Here is a 22,700-nt window from a genome sequence, read left to right as displayed (position 1 = left end):
CGGACAGAGCCGAAGGAGATCCGTGACCGTGCGTGAACGCAAGGACAGTGAGCCGGCCGGCACGACCGGCGCGCCCGTGGGCGTCGTCGGTGCCGGAACCATGGGGGTCGGGGTGGCGCAGTGCTTCGCGGAGGCCGGGTATCCCGTGGTGGTCGTCGACCCCGATCCGGCGGCACTCGGCAGCGGGCCGGCCCGCCTCCGTGCCGGTGTACGGATGGCGAGGCTGCTGCGACGACGCTCGTCCTCTCCTTCCTCGTCCTCTTCCTCGTCCTCCTCCTTGGCAGAAGCGAGGGCCGGAGCGGGCGCCGAAGCCGGGCGTGTCGTCTGGTCGGAGCAACTCCCCGACCTGGCCCCGGCCTTCTTCGTGGTCGAGTGCGCCCGCGAGAAGGTGCCGGTCAAGGAGGAGATCCTGCGGCGGCTGGATCAGGTCTGCGGCCCCGACACGGTCTTCGCGTCCTGCACCTCGTGCATTCCGATCTCCCGGCTCGGCTCGTTCACCGGCCGTCCCGACCGGGTGATCGGCACGCACTTCATGAACCCGGCTCCCCTCAAGGACGCCGTGGAGGTCATCCGCGCGCCGCTGACGAGCGAGCGGACCGTACGGCGGACCGTGGACCTCCTCGCGGAGCTCGGCAAGCGGGCCCTCGTGGTCCGTGACGCGCCCGGCTTCGTGACGAACCGGGTGCTGATGCTGACGCTCAACGAGGCCGCGACGGTGCTCGGCGAGGGAACGGCCGACGCCGAGACCGTGGACCGTATCTTCCAGGACTGCTTCGGCCACCCCATGGGGCCGCTGCGTACGGCGGACCTCATCGGGCTGGACACCGTGGTCGACTCACTCGACGTGCTGCGCGAGTCCACCGGCGACGAACGATTCCGGCCGTGTGCCCTGCTGGCCCGCCATGTCGCGGAGGGCAGCGTGGGCCGCAAGTCCGGCCGCGGTTTCTACCAGTACCCGGAGCAGAGGCAGCGTCCGGAACACCATCTCGTCTCCCGGGGAGGAGCCAGCCATGGCTGACCAGCAGAGTGTGCGCACCGCGATGTCCGCCGCGGGCCGGGAGGTCTGGCGCGGGTCGTCGGCCGATCCCTGGGCGCCGGGCCTGTACGTCGCGGAGGTCGTGGAGATCCACGGCGCGCTGGACGTCACGGCGTTCGAGAAGGCGCTGGCGCGGGTCGTCCAGGAGAGCGAGGCGCTGCGCGTGCGGCTGCCCGGGAGCGATCCGGCTACGGAGGGGCCGCCGGTCCTGGAGTCCGCCGGCGGCCTGCCGCTTCCCCTGGTGGATCTCAGCACCGAGCCCGATCCGGTCGCCGCGGCGGAGGAGTGGGTACGGTCTCAGCTCGCCCGGTCGGCCCGTCCGGCCGGGAACGCGGCGTCGGCGCAGGCGCTGATCCGTCTCTCGGCGCGGCGCTTCCACTGGTTCCACCGGCATCACCGTTCGGTACTCGACGGGTTCGGCTGTTCCCTGATCACCCGCCGGGTCGCGGAGATCTATACGGCGCGCGCCGAGGGATGGCCGCGAGGATCGGCCGGACAGGACCTGGGGGACTCGGCGCTGGTGTCACCGGCGGCGCTGCTCGCGGAGGAGGCCGAGTACCGCGCGTCGGCGGACCACGGCCGGGATCTCGCGTTCTGGCGGGAGTATGCCGCGGGCCGGACCGAGCCGGTGACCCTCGCCGGGGAAGCGGCCCCGGACGCTGCCGTCGGCGCGGGCGCTCCCGTCGAGCCCTCGCTCCCGGCCGTCCTCACCACCGCCGACACCGACCGGGTGCGCGCCGCCGCCCGCTACAGCGGAACCCCGTCCCGGGCCGTGCTGCTGGCCGCCGTCGCCGCGTACACGCACCGGCTGAGCGGCGGTACGGACCTCGTGCTCGGCCTGCCGGTCGACGGACGGCCGAGCCGCGTCTCCCAGCGCGTGCCGGGCGCCGCCGAGGACATCGCGGCGCTGCGGCTGACGGTGCGCCCCGGCAGCGGCTTCGGCCGACTCGTCCAGCGCGCCGCCCAGGAGAGCCGCCGCGTCCGCGCTCATCAGCGGCTGCGGCACGAGGAGTTGTGCGGGGAGCTGGGCGTGCCGGGTACCCGCCCGCGGCTCTACGGGCCCGTCGCCGATATCCGTGACCCCGGCCCGGAGATCCGGTTCGGCGCGCTGCCCGCTCTGGTCCGCAGGGTGGGCCACGAGCCCGTCCAGGATCTGCGCGTGGTGATCGACGAGCACCCCGGCGACGGCCGTCTGCGGCTCGCCTTCCTGGGCGCCCCCGGCCGGTACGCCGCCGATGAACTGGCCGCCCACGGACAGCGGTTCGGACGTCTGCTGTCCGCCGTCGTCGCCGCTCCCGGGCGCCCGGTGGGCTCCTTCGATCTGCTGGACGCCGGCCGGCGGGCGACCGTAGGGGGCTGGACGGGGGTGCGGGAGCAGCGCCCCCAGCAGGGCACGCTCACGGAGTTGCTGGAGACCGCGGCGGCCCGGCACCCGGACGCTATCGCCGTCCGGGACCGTACGACGCGGCTCACCTACGGCGAACTCCACGAGCGGGCCAATCGCCTGGCCCATCTGCTGATCCGCCGGGGGGCCGGACCCGAGCAGGTGGTGGGGCTGCTGCTGCCCCGGTCGGCCGAGGCGATCGTCGCGATGCTGGCGGTGCTCAAGACCGGCGCCGCGTATCTGCCGCTCGACCCCGCCTACCCGGCGCGGCGGCTCCGGTTCATGATCGAGGACGCGCGGCCCCGGTGCGTGGTGACCGGCGCCGCCGGAGCGGACTACCTCGGCGGTCTGCCGGGCGAGCCGCTCGTCCTGGACGACGCGAAGACCGCCGACGAGCTGGGGACTTGCTCACCGAAGCCGCCCACCGACGCGGACCGTGCCGCGCCGCTGCTCCCCGGGCATCCGGCGTATGTGATCTACACGTCGGGGTCCAGCGGGACGCCGAAGGGTGTCGTGGTCGCTCACCGCGGTGTGGTGCCGCTGATCGCCTGGGTGGCCGCCGAGTTCGGCGCGCAGGCGCTCGCGCACACGCTGGCCGCCACCTCGTTCAGCTTCGATGTGTCGGTGGCGGAGATCTTCCCCGCGCTGGCCACGGGCGGCAGTGTCGAGGTGGTCGGAAATCTGCTGTCGCTGCTCGACGGTGACCCGCCGCGCTGGTCGGGCGGGCTGCTGTGCGCGATCCCCTCCGTGTTCGCGAAGCTCATGGAGTTCGGCGGTGTGGAGCTGTCCGCCAAGACGCTCGCGATGGCCGGAGAGGCGCTTCCGGCCTCGCTAGCCTCCCGCGTGGCGCGCACCATGCCGGGCAGCAGACTGCTCAATGTCTACGGGCCCACCGAGGCCACCGTGTACGCCACCGCGTGGTCCTCCGACGCGTCACCGTCCGAGGACGCACTGTCCGGCGCCTCGTCGTCGGGCGGTGCGCCGCCCATCGGCCGTCCGCTGACGCATGTGCGCGCGTACGTACTCGACGGGGCGCTCCAGCCGGTGGAGCAGGGGCGGCGGGGTGAGCTGTATCTGGCGGGTGCCGGGCTGGCCCGCGGCTATCTGCGCAGGCCCGGACTGAGCGCGGAGCGCTTCGTGGCCGATCCGTTCGGTCCGCCGGGCAGCCGGATGTACCGGACCGGGGATCTCGCCTTCTGGCGCGCGGACGGACAACTCCAGTTCCTGGGGCGGGCGGACGCACAGGTCAAGATCAGCGGATTCCGGATCGAGCCGGGAGAGCTGGAGACCGTGCTCGCCGCGCACCCCGGGGTGAGCGAGGCCATGGCGGCGGTACGGAAGGACACGGCCGGCGACGCACGGCTCGTCGCCTACGCGGTGCCCGTGGCGGGGGCAGGGCGTCCGGATCCCGAGGCGCTGCGGGGGTGGGCCGCCGAGCGGCTGCCCGCGTATCTGGTCCCGGGGGAGGTACGGCTCGCCGCGTCGCTGCCGCGTACGCCGAGCGGCAAGATCGACCGCGACACGGAGCCCGCCGCCGCGCTGGAGCCCGAGCCCGTGTCCGCGCCGGAGCCCGAGTCCGTGTCCACACTGGAGCCCACACCCACACCCACACCCACACCCACACCCGCACCCGCACGGGTCGCCGAGCCCGCCGAAGCCGCGACGCGGGCCGAGCCCGCCGCGCCGGAGTCGTCGGCTCCGGAGGCTCGGGAGGCTGTGGAGGCGCCTGTGGTCACGCCCGTGGTGACGCCCGCCGACATCCGCGTGCAGCACGTCGCGCGGGTGTTCTCCGAGGTCCTGCGGCAGTCCGAAGTCCCCGTGGACGCCAGCTTCTTCGACCTCGGTGGCGACAGCATCATGTCGATCCAGCTGGTGAGCCGGCTGCGTCAGGTGGGTCTGGTGCTCACCCCGCAGGACATCTTCGAGTACAAGACCGTCAAGGCGCTGGCCGGGGCCGCCCGTGAGACCACGCGCGCCGCGTCCGGGGGCACCGGCTCGGGGGTCGGTGACGTACCGCTCACCCCGATCATGCGGTGGCTCCGTGAGCTGGACGGCCCGGTCGACGGTTTCCACCAGGCCGTGCTGCTCCAGGTCCCCGGCGGGGTCCGCGAGGACCGGCTGGTCGCCGCCGTACAGAAGCTCCTGGACCACCATGACGCCCTGCGGCTGCGGCTCGACCGGTCGTCGGCCGAGTGGCGGCTCTCGGTACGGGCGCCCGGCTCGGTGTCCGGGGCGTCGTGTGTGCGGCGGGTCGATGTCAGGGATGCCGGCGATCTGGAGCGCGTCCTTGCCGACGAGGCCGGCCGGGCGAAGGGGCAACTGGACGTCCAGGCCGGTGTGATGGTGCGGATCGTCTGGTTCGACGCGGGGGACGGCGTACCGGGCCGGCTGCTGTTCATGGCGCACCACCTGGCGTGTGACGGGGTGTCGTGGCGGATTCTGGTGCCCGATCTGGTCGGGGCGTACCAGGATCTCGAAGCGGGCCGGGTTCCGGAGCTGCGTCCCGTGGAGACGTCGTTGCGGCACTGGAGCCGCGCGCTCTCGGCGCAGGCGCGCGAGGAGCGCCGTACGTCCGAACTCCCCCTGTGGACCGGCATATTGTCCACGCCGGGACCCCGGCTGGCGAAGCGGGCGCTGGACCCGGCCGTGGACACCACGGGACGCGCGCGCTCCCGCGCCGTGACCTACGGTGCCGACCGGGCACGGCATCTGTTCAGTACGATTCCGGCTGCCTTCCACTGCGAGATCAACGATGTGCTGCTGACCGCCCTGGCGCTGGCCGTGCGGCGTTGTGCCGGCAGCGAAGGGGATGTGCTGATCGATGTGGAGGGACACGGCCGTGAGCCGGTCGTACCCGGCGCCGATCTGTCGCGTACGGCGGGCTGGTTCACCAGCATGTACCCGATACGGCTCGCGCCCGGTGCCACCGGAACCCCGGGCCCGCGCGACTCCCGCCAGGAACTGGGCCGGGCGCTGCGGCGCGTGAAGGAGCAGCTGCGGGCGATCCCCGACAAGGGCATCGGCTTCGGTCTGCTGCGCTTCCTGAACCCGGAGACCTCGGGCGCGCTGGCCGCCGCCCCGCCGCGCGAGATCGGATTCAACTACTTCGGGCGGTTCCTGCTGCCCGCGGCGTCGGGGGAAGCGGACTGGGGTCCGGCGCCCGAGTCGGGCATGAGCGCGGGCGCCGACGCGGACATGCCGCTGGCGCATCCGCTGGAGATCACCGCGCTGACCCAGGACACCGCGCGGGGACCGGAACTGGGCGTCAGTTTCACCTGGCCCGAGGGCATTCTCGACGAGCGGCTGGTCGACGGTCTCGCGGACACCTGGTTCGAGATCCTGGACGCGCTGGCGGCGCACGCGGCGGAGCCGGGGGCGGGCGGCCGTACGCCGTCCGACTTCCCGCTGACGAACCTCGGCCAGGACGAGGTCGAGCGGCTGGAGCGCGACTACCCCGGCCTGGAGGAGATCCTTCCGCTGTCGCCGCTCCAGCAGGGTCTCCTCTACCACGTCCTGGTCAGCGGACTGGGCACCGATACGGAGACGGAAGAGGGCGCGGGGCAGGGTGCGGACGAGTCGGACGTACCCGCCGGTGAGCACAACGTCTACACCGTGCAGGTCTGGCTGGAACTCGTCGGTGATCTGGATCCCGGCCGGCTGCGTACCGCGGGCCGGGCGCTGCTGCGGCGCCACACCAACCTGAGCGCCGCCTTCGTCCACGAGGGTCTGGCCGAGCCGGTCCAGGTGCTCGGCGCCGCGGCCGAACTGCCCTGGCGGGAAGAGGATCTGAGCGCACTGGCGGAGGACGGACGCGAGCCGGAGATCGACCGGCTGCTGGGTCTGGAGCGCAACCGCCGGTTCACGCCGACCGCTCCGCCGATGATGCGGCTGATGCTGATCCGGCTGGGCGACAACCGCCACCGGGTCGTCCTGACGACCCATCACATCCTGATGGACGGCTGGTCGTTGCCCATCGTGCTGCGTGAGCTGTTCGCGCTCTACCGGGAGGCCGGCGGCGAGGGCTCCGTCACGGCCACGGAACCGGTCACGGCCGCGGACCTCCCGGCCACCACCCCCTTCCGGGAGTATCTGTCGTGGCTCGGCCGGGTCGACACCACGGAGGCGGAAGCCGCCTGGCGGGAGGCGCTGTCGGGGCTGACGGCGTCGACCCGGGTCGCGCGGGAAGAGGGCACGGCGGAGCCGATGGCGCCGCGCAATGTCACCGTGGAGCTGAGCGCGGAGACGACGGTGGCCCTGGTCGACATGGCCCGCCGTCATGGCGTGACGACCAACACGGTGCTCCAGGCGGGCTGGGGCATCCTGATGGGCCAGGAGACCGGTAACACCGACGTGGTGTTCGGTTCCGTGGTCTCGGGACGGCCCGCGGAACTCGCCGGGGTGGAAACGATGGTGGGGCTCTTCATCAACACCGTACCGACACGGGTGCGGCTGGACCCGGCGGAGTCGCTGGGCGCGCTGCTGGTCAGGCTTCAGCGTGAACAGGCCCGGCTGCTGCCGTACCACCACATCAGTCTCGGTGAGATCCGCCGGATCACGGATGTGGGGAACCCCTTCGACACGGTGATGGCGTTCGAGAACTACCCCCTCGACACGGAGGAGTTGGCCGAGCCGGCGCCCGGTCTGAAGCTGGCGCGGGCCTACGGCGACGATGCCCCGCACTTCCCGCTGAATCTGGTGGTGTCCGCGCGGGGCGAGCGGCTGCTGCTGCGATGCGACTACCGTCCGCATCTGATGGAGCGCGAGCGGGTGGAATCGCTCGCGGACCGGTTCACGCGGCTGCTGACGACGGCGGCGACCGAGCCCACCCGCGGCGTCGGCGGCTTCATGACACACGCCGGGACGGCCGGTGCGGGCACGAGGACGGCGGCCGGTGCGGGCACGGGGACGGCGGCCGGGGTGCTGCTCGCGGGTACGCGGCGGGACCCCGGGAGCGGCAGCGGCATCGGTGTACTGCTGCCGCTGCGCGAGTCGGGCAGCAGGCCACCGCTGTTCTGCGTCCACCCGGCGGCCGGCATCGCCTGGTCGTACGCCGGACTGACCGGACCGCTCGGCACGGACCAGCCGGTGTACGGGCTTCAGGCCCGGGGACTCGACGGCGAGGAGGTGCTGCCGGCGTCCCTGCGGGAGATGGCGGCGGACTACGTGGATCACATCCGCCAGGTGCAGCCCACCGGCCCCTACCAGCTGTTGGGCTGGTCGTTCGGCGGGCTGGTGGCCCACGAGATGGCGGTACAGCTCCAGCTGAGCGGGGAGGAAGTGGGTCTGCTGGCGGCCCTGGACGCCTATCCCGCGGACCGTGCCAAGGACAGCGCGGCCGGGCCGGCAGCGCGGGTGACCGGCGGGGATGTGCTGGCGATGGTGCTGGAGTTCTTCGGCTACGACCCCTCCGGCTGGGCGGGCGAGTCGCTGACCTATCCGCGGTTCGTGGAGGTCGCCCGTGAACAGGCCGGGCTGCTGGCCTCGTTCGACGAGCAGCGGGTCGCGGCGGTCGCCCGGATCTTCGCCAACAACTCGGCGCTCTCGTACGCCCACAAGCCCGGCCGGTTCGCCGGGGACCCCCTGGTCTTCACCGCCCGGGAGACCTCCCCGGAGGTCGCCCGTGAACTGTGGCGGCCGCTGGTGGACGCCGGCGGCGCGGACATACTGCCCATCGACTGCACCCACGGTGAGCTGGGGCGGCCCGGCCCGCTGGGCGAGGTCGCCCACGCGCTCGCCCAGCGGCTGAAGGTCCGTCCGGCCACCCCGGGGAACGTCGTATGAGGCAGGGTACGGAGCCGGGGAACACGGCGGACCGCCCCGGCTCCGTCCCCCTTTCCACCGCGCAGTACGGGGTCTGGCTGGGGCAGCAGTTCGCCCCGCCGGCCCGGTACCACGTGGCGGCGGGTTTCGAGGTGTCCGGGGAGCTGGATCCCGGGCTGTTCGAGACGGCTTTCCGGCTGACGGTGGCGGAGGCGGAACCACTGCGGGCCCGGTTCCCCGCCGGGCCGGGCGAGGAGCCGTGGCAGCGGATCGGACAGTTGCCGTCGTGGCACGTGCCGGTCGTGGATCTGCGGCACGAGCGGTTCCCGATGGCCTCGGCGGTGGAGTGGATGCGGGCCGACGCGGCGCGCCCGTTCGACCTCGCGGCGGGCCCGTTGTTCCGGACGGCCTTCATCCGGCTCTCGAACCAGCGGGTGTGCTGGTATCTGCTCTGTCATCACCTGGTCATGGACGGTCTGGGGGGCGCGCTCTTCGCCCGGCGCCTCGGCGAGATCTATACGGCGCTGGAGCGCGGGGAGGACCCGGAACCCGGCCCCCGGGTGCCGCTGGAGGCCCTGCTGCGGGCCGAGTCCGACTACCGGGCCTCGCCGGAGTACGGCGCCGACCGCGCCTACTGGACCGGCAGAATGGCCGGCCCCCGGCCCGGGGCCGGCCACCCGGCCGGGGCGGGGCCGGGGGCAGCGGCAGTGGCCCCGAGCGGGGTGGCGGCGCGCGGCGCCGCCCGGCTGCCGGGGGCGGGGCTGGCCGCATTGCGGCAGCTGGCCCGCCGGCTCGGGGTGCGGTGGCCGGTGGTGCCCACGGCGGCGGCTGCGCTGCTGGCCCACGCGCGCGCCGGAGTGGGCGGCGGCGAGGAGGTGGTGCTGGGGCTGCCGGTCGCCGGTCGTACGGGCGCCGTGGCCCGCGCCGTGGGCGGGATGACGTCGAATGTGCTGCCGTTGCGGGTGCCGGTCCGGGTGGACCGGCCGGCGGCGGACCTGGTGCGTGCCGTGGACGCCGAGATGACGTCCGCTCTCGCCCACCAGCACTACCGCGCCGAGGACCTGCACCGCGATCTGGGACTGACCGGCACCGGACGGGCGCTGTACGGGCTCGCCGTGAACGTGATGCCCTTCAGCTTCGGCCGGCGGTTCGCGGGCCGGCCGATGACGATGCACCACCTGGCCGTCGGCCCGGTGGAGGACCTGTCCGTCACCGTCCACCCGGAGACGGAGCGTTCCGGGCTGCGGGTCGACCTGTACGCCGACCCGGCCCGGTACGGCCCGCGCGAGGCCGCGGCCGAGGCGCGCCGTTTCGTCCGGCTGCTGAGCGGCCTGATCACCGAACCCGACCGCCCGGCCGGGGAGTTGGGCCTGCTGTCGGCCGGGGAGCGGCGGGGTATGGTGCCCCGCGCCACCACACCACCGTCCCGGGCCGCCACGACACTGCCCCAGCTGGTCGAGCGCTGGGCGGCGCGTACCCCCGGGGCCCCGGCGGTCTCCTGCGGGCGGGAGGTGCTGTCGTACGGAGACCTCAACGCCCGCGCCAACCGGCTGGCCAGGGAGCTGATCCGGCGGGGCGCCGGTCCCGGGGACACGGTCGCCGTCCTGCTGCCCCGCTCCGTCGGACTGGTGACGGCGATCCTCGCGGTGACCAAGACGGGCGCGGCGTATCTGCCCATCGACCCGGCCTGGCCCGCCGACCGTGTCGGCCTGATCATGGCGGACGCGCGGCCGGTGTGTGTGCTCACGCCGGACGATCCGGCCGGGCCGCTGGAGGAGTTCCCGCCGGACGATCCGGTGGACGCGGACCGTACGGGGCCGTTGACGCCCGGCCATGCCGCGTATGTCATCTACACCTCGGGCTCCACCGGCCGGCCCAAGGGCGTGGTGGTGGAGCACCACAGCGCGGTGTCGCTGCTGGAGGGCGCCGCCGCCGGGTTCGGGTTCCACGCCGGGGATGTGTGGACGATGTTCCACTCCTGCGCCTTCGACTTCTCCGTGTGGGAGATGTGGGGCGCGCTGGCGCACGGCGGCCGGCTGGTGGTCGTCCCCCACGACGTCAGCCGCTCGCCCCGGGAGTTCCTGGACCTGCTGGCCCGGGAGCGGGTAACGGTGCTGAACCAGACACCGTCCGCCTTCTACACGCTGGCGGCGGCCGACGACGAGGAGCCGGACCGGGGCCGGGACGTGGCGCTGCGCTGGGTGATCCTCGGCGGCGAGGCGCTGCGGCCCGCGCGGCTCAGCTCCTGGTTCCGGCGGCGCGGCGGCGCCTCGCCGGTCCTGGTCAACATGTACGGCATCACCGAGATCACGGTCCACGCCACCCGGCTCGACCTGGCCGCCCGTCACGGCACGGAACCGGGCAGCCCGGTCGGAACGTCCCTGCCCGGAACGCGGCTGTATGTGCTGGACGGCCGGCTGCGTCCGGTGCCGCCCGGGGCGGCGGGCGAGCTGTATGTGGCGGGCCCGGGGGTGGCCAGGGGATATCTCGGCCGGCCGGACCTGACCGCGTCGAGGTTCGTCGCCGATCCGTTCGGCCCGCCGGGGACGCGGCTGTACCGCTCGGGGGACCTCGTACGGTGGCGGCCGGACGGCGGCCTGGAGTACCTCGGCAGGTCCGACGACCAGATCAAGGTCCGCGGCTTCCGTATCGAGCCCGCCGAGATCGAAGGCGCGCTGCTGGCCGTGCCCGGGGTCGCCCAGGCGGTCGTGGCCGCCGTACCGGACGACGCCGAGCACAGCGACGGTGGTGGCGGTGACGCGCGGCTGGTGGGGTACGTGGTCCCCGCGCGCGGCGGGACGGCGGCGGTGGGCGGTCACGGTCCGTTCACCGCGCGCCTGCGGGAACACCTGCGCGAGCGGCTGCCCGGACACCTGGTCCCGGCGCTGTTCACGGTCCTCGACTCGTTGCCGCTCACCGCCAACGGGAAGCTGGACCGGGCGGCGCTGCCCGCCCCCGTCCCGGCGGAGCCCGTACGCGCCGAGGGCTCACCCCGTACCCCTCAGGAGACGCGGCTCGCCTCCCTGTACGCGGAACTCCTCGGTACCGGGCGGGTGGGGCCGCGGGACAGCTTCTTCGATCTCGGCGGTGACAGCCTCCGCGCGACGCGGCTGGTCAGCGCGGTGCGCGAGAGGTTCCGGGTGGAGCTGGACGTACGGGACGTGTTCGCGTATCCGACGGTGGCGGATCTCGCCGCGCACCTGTGGCGGCACGCCCCGGACGGCGGACGGGAACCGGACGGGTCTGAGAGCGGGGATCCGGTACCGGCTCCGGCGCGGGGCGGGCGGCCGGAGCACCTTCCGCTCTCCTTCGCCCAACAGCGGTTGTGGTTCCTGCACTCGCTCACCGGGCCGGACAGCGCCTACAACGTGCCTCTGGTGCTGCGGCTGACCGGGCAGGCCGAGGAGGAGGCGCTGCGGGCGGCACTCGCGGATCTGACGGCACGTCATGAGTCCTTGCGCACGGTCGTCCAGGAGGTGGACGGCTCGCCGGTCCAGCGGATCCTGTCACCGGCGGCTGCCCGTCCCCGGCTGACCGTGACGCGGACCGGTGCGGGGGAGGCGGCACAGGCGCTCGCGGCGGGTGCCCGGTACCGGTTCCGGCTGGATACCGAATGCCCGCTGCGGGCCGAACTGTTCGTGACCGGCCCGGACGAACAGGTGCTGCTGCTCCTGCTGCACCACATCGCCTGCGACCACGCGTCCCTCGCTCCGCTGCTGGCCGATCTCCGTACGGCTTACACGGCACGCCTGCGGGGCCGGGCGCCCGACTGGGCGCCCCTGCCGGCGCGGTACGCGGACTTCACCCTGTGGCAGCGCGGAGCGCTCGGTACGGCCGCCCGCCCCACCCCGTCCGCGGAGCGCGGGCTCGCGCACTGGAGCCGGGAGCTGGACGGACTGCCGGAGCGGATCGAGCTGCCCGCCGACCGGACGGCGGGTGCGGTGGACGAGGAAGCGGCGGACGAAGAGGCGGTGGACGGCGGGGACACCGTGGCGTTCCGTGTCCCCGCCGAGGTGCACACCAGGCTCGCGGAGCTGGCCGCCACCGAGCGCGCCAGTGTGTTCATGGTGGTGCACGCCGGGCTGGCGGCACTGCTCACCCGGCTCGGCGCCGGTACGGACATCCCGGTGGGAACGGCGGTCTCGGACCGCGCGGAGGCGCGCTGGGACGGGATCGTCGGATACTTCGTGAACACGCTGGTGCTGCGCACCGATACCGCCGACCCCTCGGGCACGGTGACGTTCCGGCAGCTGCTCGGACGGGTCAGGGACGCCGATCTGGCGGCCTTCGCGCATCAGGACATCCCCTTCGACCTGGTGGTGGACGCCCTCGCACCGCACCGTTCCGCGAACGGGCAGACACTGTTCCAGGTGATGCTGGTCGTCACCGCGGCGCCTCCGCGACGGCTCGAACTCCCCGGCCTGTCGGCCGAGATCGGTACGGTCGGTACCGGCGCCGCCAAGTTCGATCTCTCCTTCAGCCTGTACGAACACCGCGGCCCGGACGGTGCCTTCCTGGGAATCGACGGCGTACTGGACTTCCGGACCGGACTGTTCGACCGGGCCACCGCACAGGCGATCGGCGACCGCTTCGCGCGCCTGCTGGAGGGCGTGGCCGCCGCACCGGACCGTCCCCTCCGTCTGGCCGGCATCCTGGAGAGCGGCGAGCGCGACCGGCTGCTCACCACCTGGGGCGCCTCCCCGGTCCCCGCGCGGCTCACGCATGACACCGTGCCACGGAGATTCGCCGAGCAGGCGCGCCGTACGCCCGGGGCCCCGGCGGTCCGGGCCTCGGGCCGGGTGCTGACCTACGCGGAGCTGGACGCCCGGTCCGACCGGCTGGCGGCACGGCTGGCCGGGTTCGGTGTCGGTACCGAAACCCGGGTCGCGGTCCTGATGGAGCGGGGCGCGGAGTTCGTGGTGGCGGTGCTCGCGGTCCTCAAGTGCGGTGGTGCGTATGTGCCGTTGGACGCACGGTCGCCGCGCGCCCGGCGGGACCGGGTGGTGGCCGAATCGGGCGCGGAGCTGATCCTTGCCGACGGGGGCGCGCCCCTGGTCGACGGGCCTCCCGAGGGCCCGCGGACCGTCGACGTATATGAGGAGGGACAGGCGGCGGCCGGTACGGTGTGGCCGCTTCCGGTGGGCAGCCCGGCAGGCTTGGCCCAGGTCATCTACACCTCCGGTTCGACCGGTGTGCCCAAGGGCGTGGCCGTCACCCATGGCGATGTGCTCGCTCTCGCGCTCGACAGCTGCTGGCAGGAGAGCCGGCCGCAGCGGATCCTGATGCACTCCCCGCTCTCCTTCGACGCGTCCACCCTGGAGGTGTGGGTCCCGCTGCTGAACGGCGGGGAAGTGGTGGTGGCCCCGCCCGGCGAGCTGGACCTGGCGACGCTGGAGCGCCTGATCACCGGTACGGGCGTGACGACGCTGTGGCTCACCGCGGGGCTCTTCCAGCTCGTCGCCGAGGAGAATCCGGGCTGTCTGCGTGAGCTGGACGCGGTGTGGACGGGGGGAGACGTCGTGGCGCCGCGCGCGGTGAACGCGGTGCGCCGGCACTGCCCGTCCACCCGTGTGGTGAACGGTTACGGACCGGCGGAGGCGACGACGTTCGCGACCCGGCACCCGCTCACCGGCCCCGTGCCGGCCGGCCCCGGGGATCCGGCGGCCCGGTCGGGTGTGCCGATCGGGCGCCCACTGGACGGCGTCCGCGTCTACGTGCTCGACGGCTTCCTGCGGCCCGTACCCGCCGGAGTGACGGGCGAGCTGTATGTGGCGGGCGCGGGTGTGGTGCGGGGTTATCTGAACCGGCCCGGACTCACGGCCGAGCGGTTCGTGGCCGACCCGTTCGGCCCGCCGGGGCGGCGGATGTACCGTACGGGCGATCTGGCCCGGTGGCTGCCCGGTGGTGTGCTGGCGTTCGCGGGCCGCGTCGACGGTCAGGTGAAGCTGCGCGGATTCCGCGTCGAGACCGATGAGGTCGCCGCGGTGCTGGCCGGGTGCGACGGGGTCGGCCAGGCCGTGGTGGTGGTACGGGAGGACCGGCCCGGGGAGCGGCGGCTGGTGGCGTACACGGTCCCGGAGGAGGGCCGGAGGGTCGATGAGGCGGCGGTGCGGGAGTACGCGGCCGGTGTGCTGCCCGAGTACATGGTGCCGGGGGCTGTCGTTGTCCTGGACCGGCTGCCGCTGACCCGCCATCACAAGCTCGACCGGGCCGCACTGCCCCCGCCGCCCCGGACCGTGGCGGGCTCGGTGGCGCCGCGGACCGCGCGTGAGCGGGTGCTGTGCGGCATTGTCGCGGAGCTGCTCGGCGAGGAGTCGGTGGGGGCCGGCGACGGGTTCTTCCGTCTCGGCGGTGACAGCATCATGGCCATCCAGCTGGTCAGCCGGGCCCGCGACGCGGGTCTGCGGATCAGTGTGCGCGATGTCTTCCGCTACTCCAGCATGGCTCAACTCGCCGCGAAGGCTGAGGAGTTAGAGGAGGAAGCCGTCCCGGTGCGGTCGGAGGCGGGCGACGGCAGCGGTGCGCTGCCGCTGACGCCGATCATGCGGTGGTGGCGGGAACAACCGGGCGGAGATCCGACGTCGTTCAGCCAGTGCGTCACGCTGCGGACCCCGCCGGGGCTGACCCGTGAGCGGCTGGCCGACGCGCTACAGGCCGTGCTGGACCACCACGCGGCCCTGCGCCTGCGCCTGACCCCGGACGGCTCAGAAGGTTCGGCCGGCCCGCACCGGGCCAGTGGTTCGGGTGGTCCGGCGGGCTGGGCGCTGGAGGCGCTGCCGCCCGGAGCGGTGCGGGCGGGTGACCGCGTACGCCGGGTCGATGCCGTCGCCGACTGGGCCCGGCTGTCCATGCTGCTGTCCGACGCGGCACGCCTGGCCCGGGGCCTTCTGGACCCGGCCGTGGGCGGGATGATGGCGGCGGTGTTCCTCGACGGCGGGCCCGTGCGGCCGGGCCGGCTGGTCCTCGTCGTCCATCATCTGGCCGTCGACGGGGTGTCCTGGCGCGTTCTGCTGCCGGACCTGGCCGCCGCCCATCGGGCCGTTGCCGCCGGACGCCCTCCCGTACTGCCCGCCACCGGGACATCCTTCCGCGACTGGGCCGGTCACCTCGCGGCGCAGGGCGAAAACGGAGCACGGCGGGGCGAGTTGGCGTGGTGGAAAGAGGCGCTGTCCGGGGGCGACGCGCTGACGGACGCCCCGGAGGAACCGGCCGGGAGCGCGGCGCGGCGGTTCACGGCGGTGCTGCCGCCGGAGCGTACCCGTCCGCTGCTGACGGAGGTGGGGGCCGCCTTCCGGTGCGGTGTGGAGCCCGTACTGCTCACCGGGCTGGCCCTCGCCATGGAGGAGTGGCGGCGCCGCCGGGGCCGGGCACCGGGCGGGGACTCCCGTGGTGTGGTCGTCGAGCTGGAATCCCACGGTCGTCCCGAGCTGCCGGGGACGGATCTGTCGCGGACGGTGGGGTGGTTCACCAGCATGTTCCCGGTCCGGCTGGAGAACACCGGGTGTGTCTGGGCGGATGTGTGGACGGCGGGGCCGGCGCTCGGCCGGGCCCTGAAGCGGGTCAAGGAGCAGCTGCGGGCCGTGCCCGACCTGGGGGTCGGTTACGGCGTGCTGCGGTATCTCGACCCGGTGGCGGCGCCGGAGCTGTCCGCTCTGGGCACGCCCCGGGCGGGGTTCAACTACCTGGGCCGGATCGCCGCGGAGGGCCGTGAGGACTGGGACATCACCGCGGAGTTCACCACACTGCCCGACACGGACGGGCCACTCACGCCGCCGGGCGGACACCTTCTCGGTCTCGACGCCGTGACCGTCGACGGTCCGGCCGGTCCGCGGCTGAACGCCGCGTGGTCGTGGGCCGAGACCGCGTTCACGGAGCCGGAGATCCGGGAGCTGGCCGAGCTGTGGTTCACCGCGCTCGACGCCCTCGTCGTGCATGCCAGAACCCCGGGGGCGGGCGGACACAGCCCGTCCGATCTGCCCCTGGTCCCCCTCCAGCAGCCGGAGATCGAACAACTGGAGTCGGTCTACCCCGGCCTCGCGGACGTCCTCCCGCTGACACCGCTCCAGCAGGGACTGCTCTTCCACTCGCTGTACGCCCCGGACAGCCCGGACGTCTATCAGGCACAGCTCATCCTGCATGTGCGGGGCGAAGTGGACGGGGAGGCGCTGCGCGCGGCGGGGACGGCGCTGCTGGAGCGGCACCCCAATCTGGGGGCGGCGTTCGTCCATCACGATCTGCCCCGTCCGGTCCAGGTGGTGCCGGGCGCCCCCGTACCGGAGTGGCGCGACGTGGACCTTCGTGCGGTGCCGGCCGGGCGCCGCGAGCGTGTCTTCGACCGGCTCGCGGGCGCGGATCTGCGCCGACGTTTCGAGCTGGACCGGCCGCCGCTGCTGCGGTTCACGCTGTTCGCGTGGGGTGCGGACGAGTACCGACTGGTGCTGACGCACCATCATCTGGTGCTGGACGGCTGGTCGGTGTCGCTGCTGGCCGGTGAGTTGTTCGCGCTGTACGCGCACGGGGGCGCCGCCGACGTGCTGCCCGCGGTGACGCCCTACCGTGAGCATCTGTCCGCGCTGGCGGCCCAGGACGGTGACGCGGCCAGGGACGCCTGGCGGAGCGCGCTCGCCGGTGCGCGGGCGCCGTCCCTCCTCACCGGCACGGGAGCGGGGACCGGGTCGGTTGTCGGTGGCGGCGTGGTGCCCGTACGGTCCCTGGAGTTCACCCTGCCCGACGCGCTGACCACGTCGCTGCGCGGCCTGGGCGCGTACGGTCTGACGCTCAACACGGTCGTCCAGGGGGCGTGGGCGCTGCTCCTCGCCCGGCAGGGCGGGGTGCGGGATGTGGTGTTCGGTACCACGGTCTCGGGGCGCCGCCCGGAGCTCCCTGGTGTGGAGTCGATGATCGGGCTGTTCATCAACACTGTTCCGGTACGGCTGAGGATCGATCCGGCGGAGACCGTACGGGACCTGCTGGCGCGCTTCCAGGACGAGCAGGCGGGGCTGCTGGCGCACCAGCATCTGGGGCTGGGCGACATCCAGCGGCTGGTGGGGCGGCGTGAACTGTTCGACACACATGTCGTCTTCGAGAACTATCCGCTGGACCGTGTGAGCCTTGCCCGCGCCGCCCCGGGGCTGCGGCTGGTGCGCAGCGAGGGGCGCGATGCCACCCACTACCCGCTGACACTGGCGGCCTTCGCCGGCGACGGCCCGCTGACGCTGCGGCTGGGCCACCGCCCGGACACGGTGGACCGCCCCAGGGCCGAGCGGATCGCGGCCGAGCTGGAGCGCCTGCTGGAGGCGATCGCCACCGCGCCTGATGATCCGGTGGCCGCGCTGCTGGCCCCGGAGCCCTGAGCCCTGCCTCTGACTCCCGACCCCGACTCCCGACCCCGACTCCCGACCCTGACCTTGTCCCGCTCCCGTGAGAGGAATGATCTGTTGTGACCACGAACCCTTTCGACGACACGGACGGTGTTTTCCATGTGCTGGTCAATGATGAGGGCCAGTATTCGCTCTGGCCTTCCTTCGGTCCGGTCCCGGCGGGCTGGACGGCGGCGCTGAGTGAGGTGGACCGTCGGACCGCCATCGATTTCGTCAATGAGCACTGGACCGATATGCGTCCGCGCACCCTGCGCGAGACGTCGGACACCCCGGCCTGAAGCCCGTTGGTTCCGTTGGCCACAACAGGACATTGAATGGTATTGCTGACGGTGGAGCCGATTTCGGCTCGTAACTGACGGATCGTCCGTCTGCCGGAGGCGGCGCCGCTTCTGGGGCTGGCTGTTGCGAGGGGTGTGTCTGCCGGTGACGCTGTGGAAGCGCCATGGTCTGGTGTTCGGTGCCGGGATGCTGTGCGTCGCGGTGAATGCCCAGGGCATCGGGCCGTTGTGGTACACGGGTGTCGCGTTGCTCGCGGCGGGGACGCTGTTGCGCTGGGCCCTCGTACGCACCCAGCGCCCGCCCCGCGACCGGCAGTCCGTACTGGTCCTGCTGCCCGCCACCGGGCGATGGACGGCGCTCAACGGTCCGGCCACGAAGGTCCCGAGCCATACGCACAGCCACGCCCAGACGTATGCCATCGACCTGAAGTACGACCCGCCCCAGGACGAGGCGGACACACCGCCGACCGCCAACTCGTGGTGGCCCGTCGTGCGGCGCCCGCGTTCCTATCCGTCCTTCGGCAGACCCCTGCTCGCCCCGGCCGCCGGAGTGGTGGTGGCGGCCGCGAGCCGACAGCGCGACCACCTGGGCCGGATGTCACTGCCCGGCCTGGCCTTCCTCTACCTGGAGAGTTTTGTCCGGAGTCTGGGGTGGCCGTGTCATCTGCTGGGGAACCATCTCGTGCTGGACATCGGTGACGGTGTGTACGCGGTGTACGCGCATCTGCGGCGCGGATCCCTCCGGGTGGGTGTCGGCGACCGTGTCACGGCGGGGCAGGAGATCGCGGAGTGCGGGAACTCCGGGAACTCGTCGGAGCCGCATCTGCACTTCCAGTTGATGGACGGCCCGGATGTGATGACGGCCCGGGGTGTGCCGTTCGCGTGGCACTACCGCGACGACGAGGGAAACGAACACCGGGGTGTGCCGCAGGACTTGACCCACTTCTCCCCGGGCCGGCCGGTCGGCATCGGGGAGGCCGGCACATGTTCCGCCACGGGACAGGAGGGCCGGGCGTGAGGGGTGAGCGGCGCGGTGCGGGGGACAGCACGCCCATGGGGCGGGAGGTGCTGGTGGTGCAGAACACGCCGGGCGGTGGTCCCGGTCGTGTGGGTGGCTGGCTGCGGGAGGCCGGGCTGGGGCTGGAGGTGGTGCGTGCCTACGCGGGGGAGCCGCTGCCCGTGTCGCTGGGCAGCCGGGCTCTGGTCGTACTCGGTGGCGGTTTCCTGCCGGACGAGGACGGGCGTGCGCCGTGGCTGCCGGCGGTCCGTCGGCTGACCGGGCAGGCGCTGGAGGGCGGCAATCCGGTGCTGGGCATCTGTCTGGGCGGTCAGTTGCTCGCTCATGTCGCGGGCGGCAGGGTGAGGGGCCGGTTCGGCGAGCCGGAGTGCGGGAGTACGCCGGTCCGGCTGCGTGCCGAGGCGGGCCGGGATCCACTTTTCGGCGGGCTCTCCGCGGTGGTGCCCGCTATCGAGCGTCATGTGGACGCCATTGCCGAACTGCCTCCGGGGGCGGTGTGGCTGGCGGACAGTGAGCGCTGCCGGTATCAGGGGTTCCGTGTGGGGGAGTGTGCCTGGGGTGTGCAGTTCCATCCGGAGGCGGTGGCGGCGGATGTGCGCGGCTGGGACCGGGACTGGCTGCGGACCCAAGGCTTCGATCCGGACCGGCTCTACGAGCGTGCGGTGGCCGACGAACCGGTCTCGTCCGCGGCCTGGGCCGCGTTCACCCGCCGTTTCGCCGGAGTCGTCGCCCACGGCTGATCCCGGGACCGCCGGTGTTCCGGCAGACGGCCCCGGCCCGGCCGTGGGGGAGGAGCGGGCCGGGCGCGCGCCCGCGCACACGCGGCGGCGGTCGGACTGTCCGCCGCCTCACCGCGGTTTGCGGAGCAGGAAGACGTAGTAGCCGAGGTGGTCGTTGACGAACTCGCGCAGCAGTGGCATCGCGGCGTCCATCTGCGCGGTGGTCCGGGCTCCGTAACGTTCCAGGATCTCGTCGTGGTGGTCGCGGTAGAGGACGTCCATGAGCTGGCCGCTCACCATGATGTTGTGGGTGTGGTCCTCCACCCGTACGAGGTCGAATCCGGCCCGCGCCGTCCGTTCCAGCAGCGTGGCCGGGGTCTGCGGCGGTGGGGAGGTCCACACCGCGCGGTATACGGCGAGGTGTTCGGGGCTGGGATCGCCGCGGCGGGTGAACTCGGTGAACAGCAGCTGTCCGCCGGGGCGCAGTACCCGCCAGGCGTGGCGCAGTGCGGCGAGGCGGTCGGACATATGAGGGAAGGAGTCGATGGCCCAGGCGGCGTCGTACGACGCGTCGGTGTGTTCTTCGCCCAGCTCCATGGCATCGCCGTGGACGAAGGCGACCCGGTCGCGCAGTCCCGCCTCGTCGGCCCGTGTTTCGCACAGCGGGATCTGGGAGTGGCTGACGGTGATTCCGGTGACCCGGGCGCCGGTCGCGCGCGCGAGGCGCACGGCGGGGCCGCCCGTGCCGCAGCCGATGTCGAGGAGGTGGTCCCGCGGGCCGAGGCCCAGCGCGTCGATGTAGTGGTCGGTCTGCCGGTCCATGGCCAGGTTGGCCAGATCGAGGAGGGTGGAGGCGCGGGCGGGTCCGCCGGGGGGTGTCCACATGCCGATGTGGATGGCGGAGTCGCCGAGGATCATTCCGTAGAGGTCGCCGAACTCGTCGTACGAGGCGCCGACTTCTCCGGATGTAGGGGCGGTCTGAGTGCTCTGGGGTGTGTCGTCCGCTTCCATGGTGGTCACGATAGTGAGGTATCACCGCTGCCACCGCGCGGGAAACAGCCACACCGGCCGCCCGGATTCCCGCCCCGCCCAGCACTCTCACCCCGCGCGCCGCACACGCCACACGGTCCCGGCAGGGCTCAGTTGCCGGGGAGGGGTTCGACCACCGCGCGTTCACGCGGGACGGCGCGGTGGGCGAGCCGGTGAGTTCCGGGGCCGGATACCCATTCGCGGTAGTGGCGGAAGAGCATGGGCAGACCACGGGCGACGGACAGGTCGGTACTGTCCATGGCCTGCATGTGCACGTGCGGCTGGGTCGAGTTGCCGGAGTTGCCGCAGTCCGCGAGATGCTGCCCCCTCACGACCCGCTGCCCGACGGATACGCGGAGGGTCCCTTTCCGGAAGTGCGCCAGAGCGAGGTGGACCCCGCCCCCGGCCATGGAGATGATCACGTGGTTGCCGGCGACGGCGCCCACTCCCCGGCGCAGCCGGGAGCCCTGGCTCAGCGCGTAGGACGCCAACGCCGGCTGGGACCGGCGGGCTTCGTGATCGGGTTCCCCGTCGTGCACGGCGGCGACAACGCCTTCCACGGGGGCCAGGACGGGCCGGCCGAAGGCGTGGAAGAGTTCCGGCGGTTCCGTGGCGAGGAAGGTCCGCCAGCCGCGGCCGGCGGCTGACCGATGACGTTCGTCCACGGCCGTGAAGTCAATGGCGTACCGCCCGCCGAAGAGGTCCGTGCCATGGCTGGGTACCCGCCGGGCGGGACTGTTCTCCGTGCGCCACAGTCCCGTGAACGGGAGCGACACCTCGACACCCTCGATCTCCGGACCGGGCACGGGCGACACCCCCTCTCACAGTGGGAGGACGAACCCACCGCCCCCAAGTACGGCGCATCCGCGCATCCGCTCGCGATGGTACCGACGAGAGACCTCGCGCGGCCCGGTCCGGACACGGTTTCCGGAAAACGGAAACTGAACTGACCTGGTGACTCGTCTTGGGGAGCAAGGTCAAGTGGATGGGAAGCCATGGTGGAGCGGGTGCGGGATGACAGAGGTGCGGCGTCGACGGTGGGCGCGGCGCACCGGTGGGCCGGGCGGTGGGCTCCGGGCGAGGACGCGGAGGAGGACGCGGGCGGCCGGTCGGTCCGGACACGCGGGCGGGTGCTCGCCGCGCTCGCGGTACTGACGGCCGGGCTGCTGGCGTTTCACCGGGTTGTGCCCAACTCCGTGGGCCGCCTGGGCAGTTTGCTGGAAGCGTTCCTGCCCTGGCTGGGCCTGGTGGTCGTGGTGCTGCTCGGTCTGGCGCTGCTACGCCGTTCGGCCGTCGCGCTGGTGGCCCTGCTGCTCCCCGTGGCTGCCTGGACGTATCTCTTCGGCGGGCTGCTCCTGCCGGGCGGGGCGGAGCCCGGCGCGCGCGACCTGCTCGTGGCGCAGCACAACGTCAGCGACGAGAACGCCGACCCGGCGGGCACGGCGCGCGCTCTGGCCGACGCCGGGCCCGATGTCATCGCGCTGGAGGAACTGGTGCCTCCCGCGCTGACGGTCTACGAGACGACCCTCGCCCCGGACTACCCGTACCGCGCGGTCCGGGGCACCGTCGGACTCTGGTCGAAGCATCCGCTCACCGGCACCCGGCTGCTGGACATCAAACCCCGGGGGATCGCGGAGGACTGGAGTCGCGGGCTGCGGACCGTGGTCCACACGCCGTACGGCGAGATCGCGGTGTATGTCGCGCACCTGCCCTCGGTCCGCGTCGGGGCGAGCGGCCTCGCGTCCTCCTGGCGCGACGAGAGCGCCGGCCTGCTGGGCAAGGCCCTCGCCGCCGAGAAGGCGGAAGCGGTGATCCTGCTGGGCGACCTCAACAGCACGGTCGACGACCGTGGACTGGCCCCGCTGACCTCACAGATGAACGTGGCGGAACGAGGCTTCGCCTTCAGCTTCCCCACCGCCTTCCCGGTGGCCCGGATCGACCAGGTCATGGCCCGCTCGGGCACCGTCCGCGACATCCGTACCCTGCCCGCCACCGGCAGCGACCACCTGCCGGTCGCCGCCCGGATCACGCTGGACTGAGGGATCGTTCCGGCGGCAGCGACCGTCTCGTGAGGGAGCCGGCCTGAAAGCGCTCAT

At 73.2% G+C, this 22,700-nt stretch carries 9 protein-coding genes; 7 read left to right on the top strand and 2 right to left on the bottom strand.

The features are described 5' to 3' along the window. Window positions 1–22: 22 nt before the first annotated feature. The 6 genes from ACFRKB_RS10140 (at window position 23) to ACFRKB_RS10115 (ending at window position 19,596) form a co-directional block, all read left to right on the top strand. Window positions 23–1,018: a 3-hydroxyacyl-CoA dehydrogenase family protein gene (locus ACFRKB_RS10140; protein WP_383104851.1), complete on the top strand. Its 996-nt coding sequence runs from the start codon at window positions 23–25 to the stop codon at window positions 1,016–1,018. Further along, window positions 1,011–8,201 (top strand): amino acid adenylation domain-containing protein, encoded by a 7,191-nt coding sequence (locus ACFRKB_RS10135; RefSeq protein WP_383104850.1) that lies wholly within the window; start codon window positions 1,011–1,013, stop codon window positions 8,199–8,201. The genes ACFRKB_RS10140 and ACFRKB_RS10135 overlap by 8 nt, the downstream gene beginning before the upstream one ends. Further along, entirely contained in the window at window positions 8,198–17,533 is a 9,336-nt protein-coding gene (locus tag ACFRKB_RS10130) for an amino acid adenylation domain-containing protein (protein ID WP_383104848.1), read from the top strand. The genes ACFRKB_RS10135 and ACFRKB_RS10130 overlap by 4 nt, the downstream gene beginning before the upstream one ends. An 86-nt stretch (window positions 17,534–17,619) precedes the next feature. Next, complete coding sequence (locus tag ACFRKB_RS10125) at window positions 17,620–17,838, top strand: MbtH family protein (protein WP_383104847.1); 219 nt, start codon at window positions 17,620–17,622, stop codon at window positions 17,836–17,838. A 145-nt stretch (window positions 17,839–17,983) separates the two neighbouring features. Beyond that, a complete protein-coding gene (locus ACFRKB_RS10120) occupies window positions 17,984–18,856 on the top strand; it encodes a M23 family metallopeptidase (protein WP_383104845.1) in 873 nt (290 codons plus the stop codon). A gap of 35 nt (window positions 18,857–18,891) precedes the next feature. Then, complete coding sequence (locus ACFRKB_RS10115; RefSeq protein WP_383105126.1) at window positions 18,892–19,596, top strand: type 1 glutamine amidotransferase; 705 nt, start codon at window positions 18,892–18,894, stop codon at window positions 19,594–19,596. A 108-nt stretch (window positions 19,597–19,704) separates the two neighbouring features. Here ACFRKB_RS10115 and ACFRKB_RS10110 read toward each other — a convergent pair whose 3' ends face one another. Continuing rightward, complete coding sequence (locus ACFRKB_RS10110) at window positions 19,705–20,586, bottom strand: SAM-dependent methyltransferase (protein WP_383105124.1); 882 nt, start codon at window positions 20,584–20,586, stop codon at window positions 19,705–19,707. A gap of 128 nt (window positions 20,587–20,714) precedes the next feature. Further along, window positions 20,715–21,410 carry a M23 family metallopeptidase gene (locus ACFRKB_RS10105; RefSeq protein ID WP_383104844.1) on the bottom strand — a complete coding sequence of 232 codons (696 nt, stop codon included), beginning with the start codon at window positions 21,408–21,410 and terminating at the stop codon, window positions 20,715–20,717. Between the two features lie 324 nt (window positions 21,411–21,734). Between ACFRKB_RS10105 and ACFRKB_RS10100 the strand changes: the two genes are divergently transcribed. Next, entirely contained in the window at window positions 21,735–22,643 is a 909-nt protein-coding gene (locus ACFRKB_RS10100; RefSeq protein ID WP_383105123.1) for an endonuclease/exonuclease/phosphatase family protein, read from the top strand. The last annotated feature ends 57 nt before the right edge of the window (window positions 22,644–22,700 follow it).

The organism is Streptomyces scopuliridis (assembly GCF_042790125.1).
In the GTDB taxonomy this organism is placed as follows: domain Bacteria; phylum Actinomycetota; class Actinomycetes; order Streptomycetales; family Streptomycetaceae; genus Streptomyces; species Streptomyces scopuliridis_A.
This window is presented reverse-complemented; position numbering and strand designations above follow the sequence as displayed.

What these genes read in the sequence shown, in the direction of transcription:
- ACFRKB_RS10135 (WP_383104850.1), top strand. Translation starts at nt 1,011, where the DNA reads ATGGCTGACCAGCAGAGTGTGCGCACCGCGATGTCCGCCGCGGGCCGG.
- ACFRKB_RS10110 (WP_383105124.1), bottom strand. Translation starts at nt 20,586, where the DNA reads ATGGAAGCGGACGACACACCCCAGAGCACTCAGACCGCCCCTACATCC.
- ACFRKB_RS10115 (WP_383105126.1), top strand. Translation starts at nt 18,892, where the DNA reads ATGGGGCGGGAGGTGCTGGTGGTGCAGAACACGCCGGGCGGTGGTCCC.
- ACFRKB_RS10130 (WP_383104848.1), top strand. Translation starts at nt 8,198, where the DNA reads ATGAGGCAGGGTACGGAGCCGGGGAACACGGCGGACCGCCCCGGCTCC.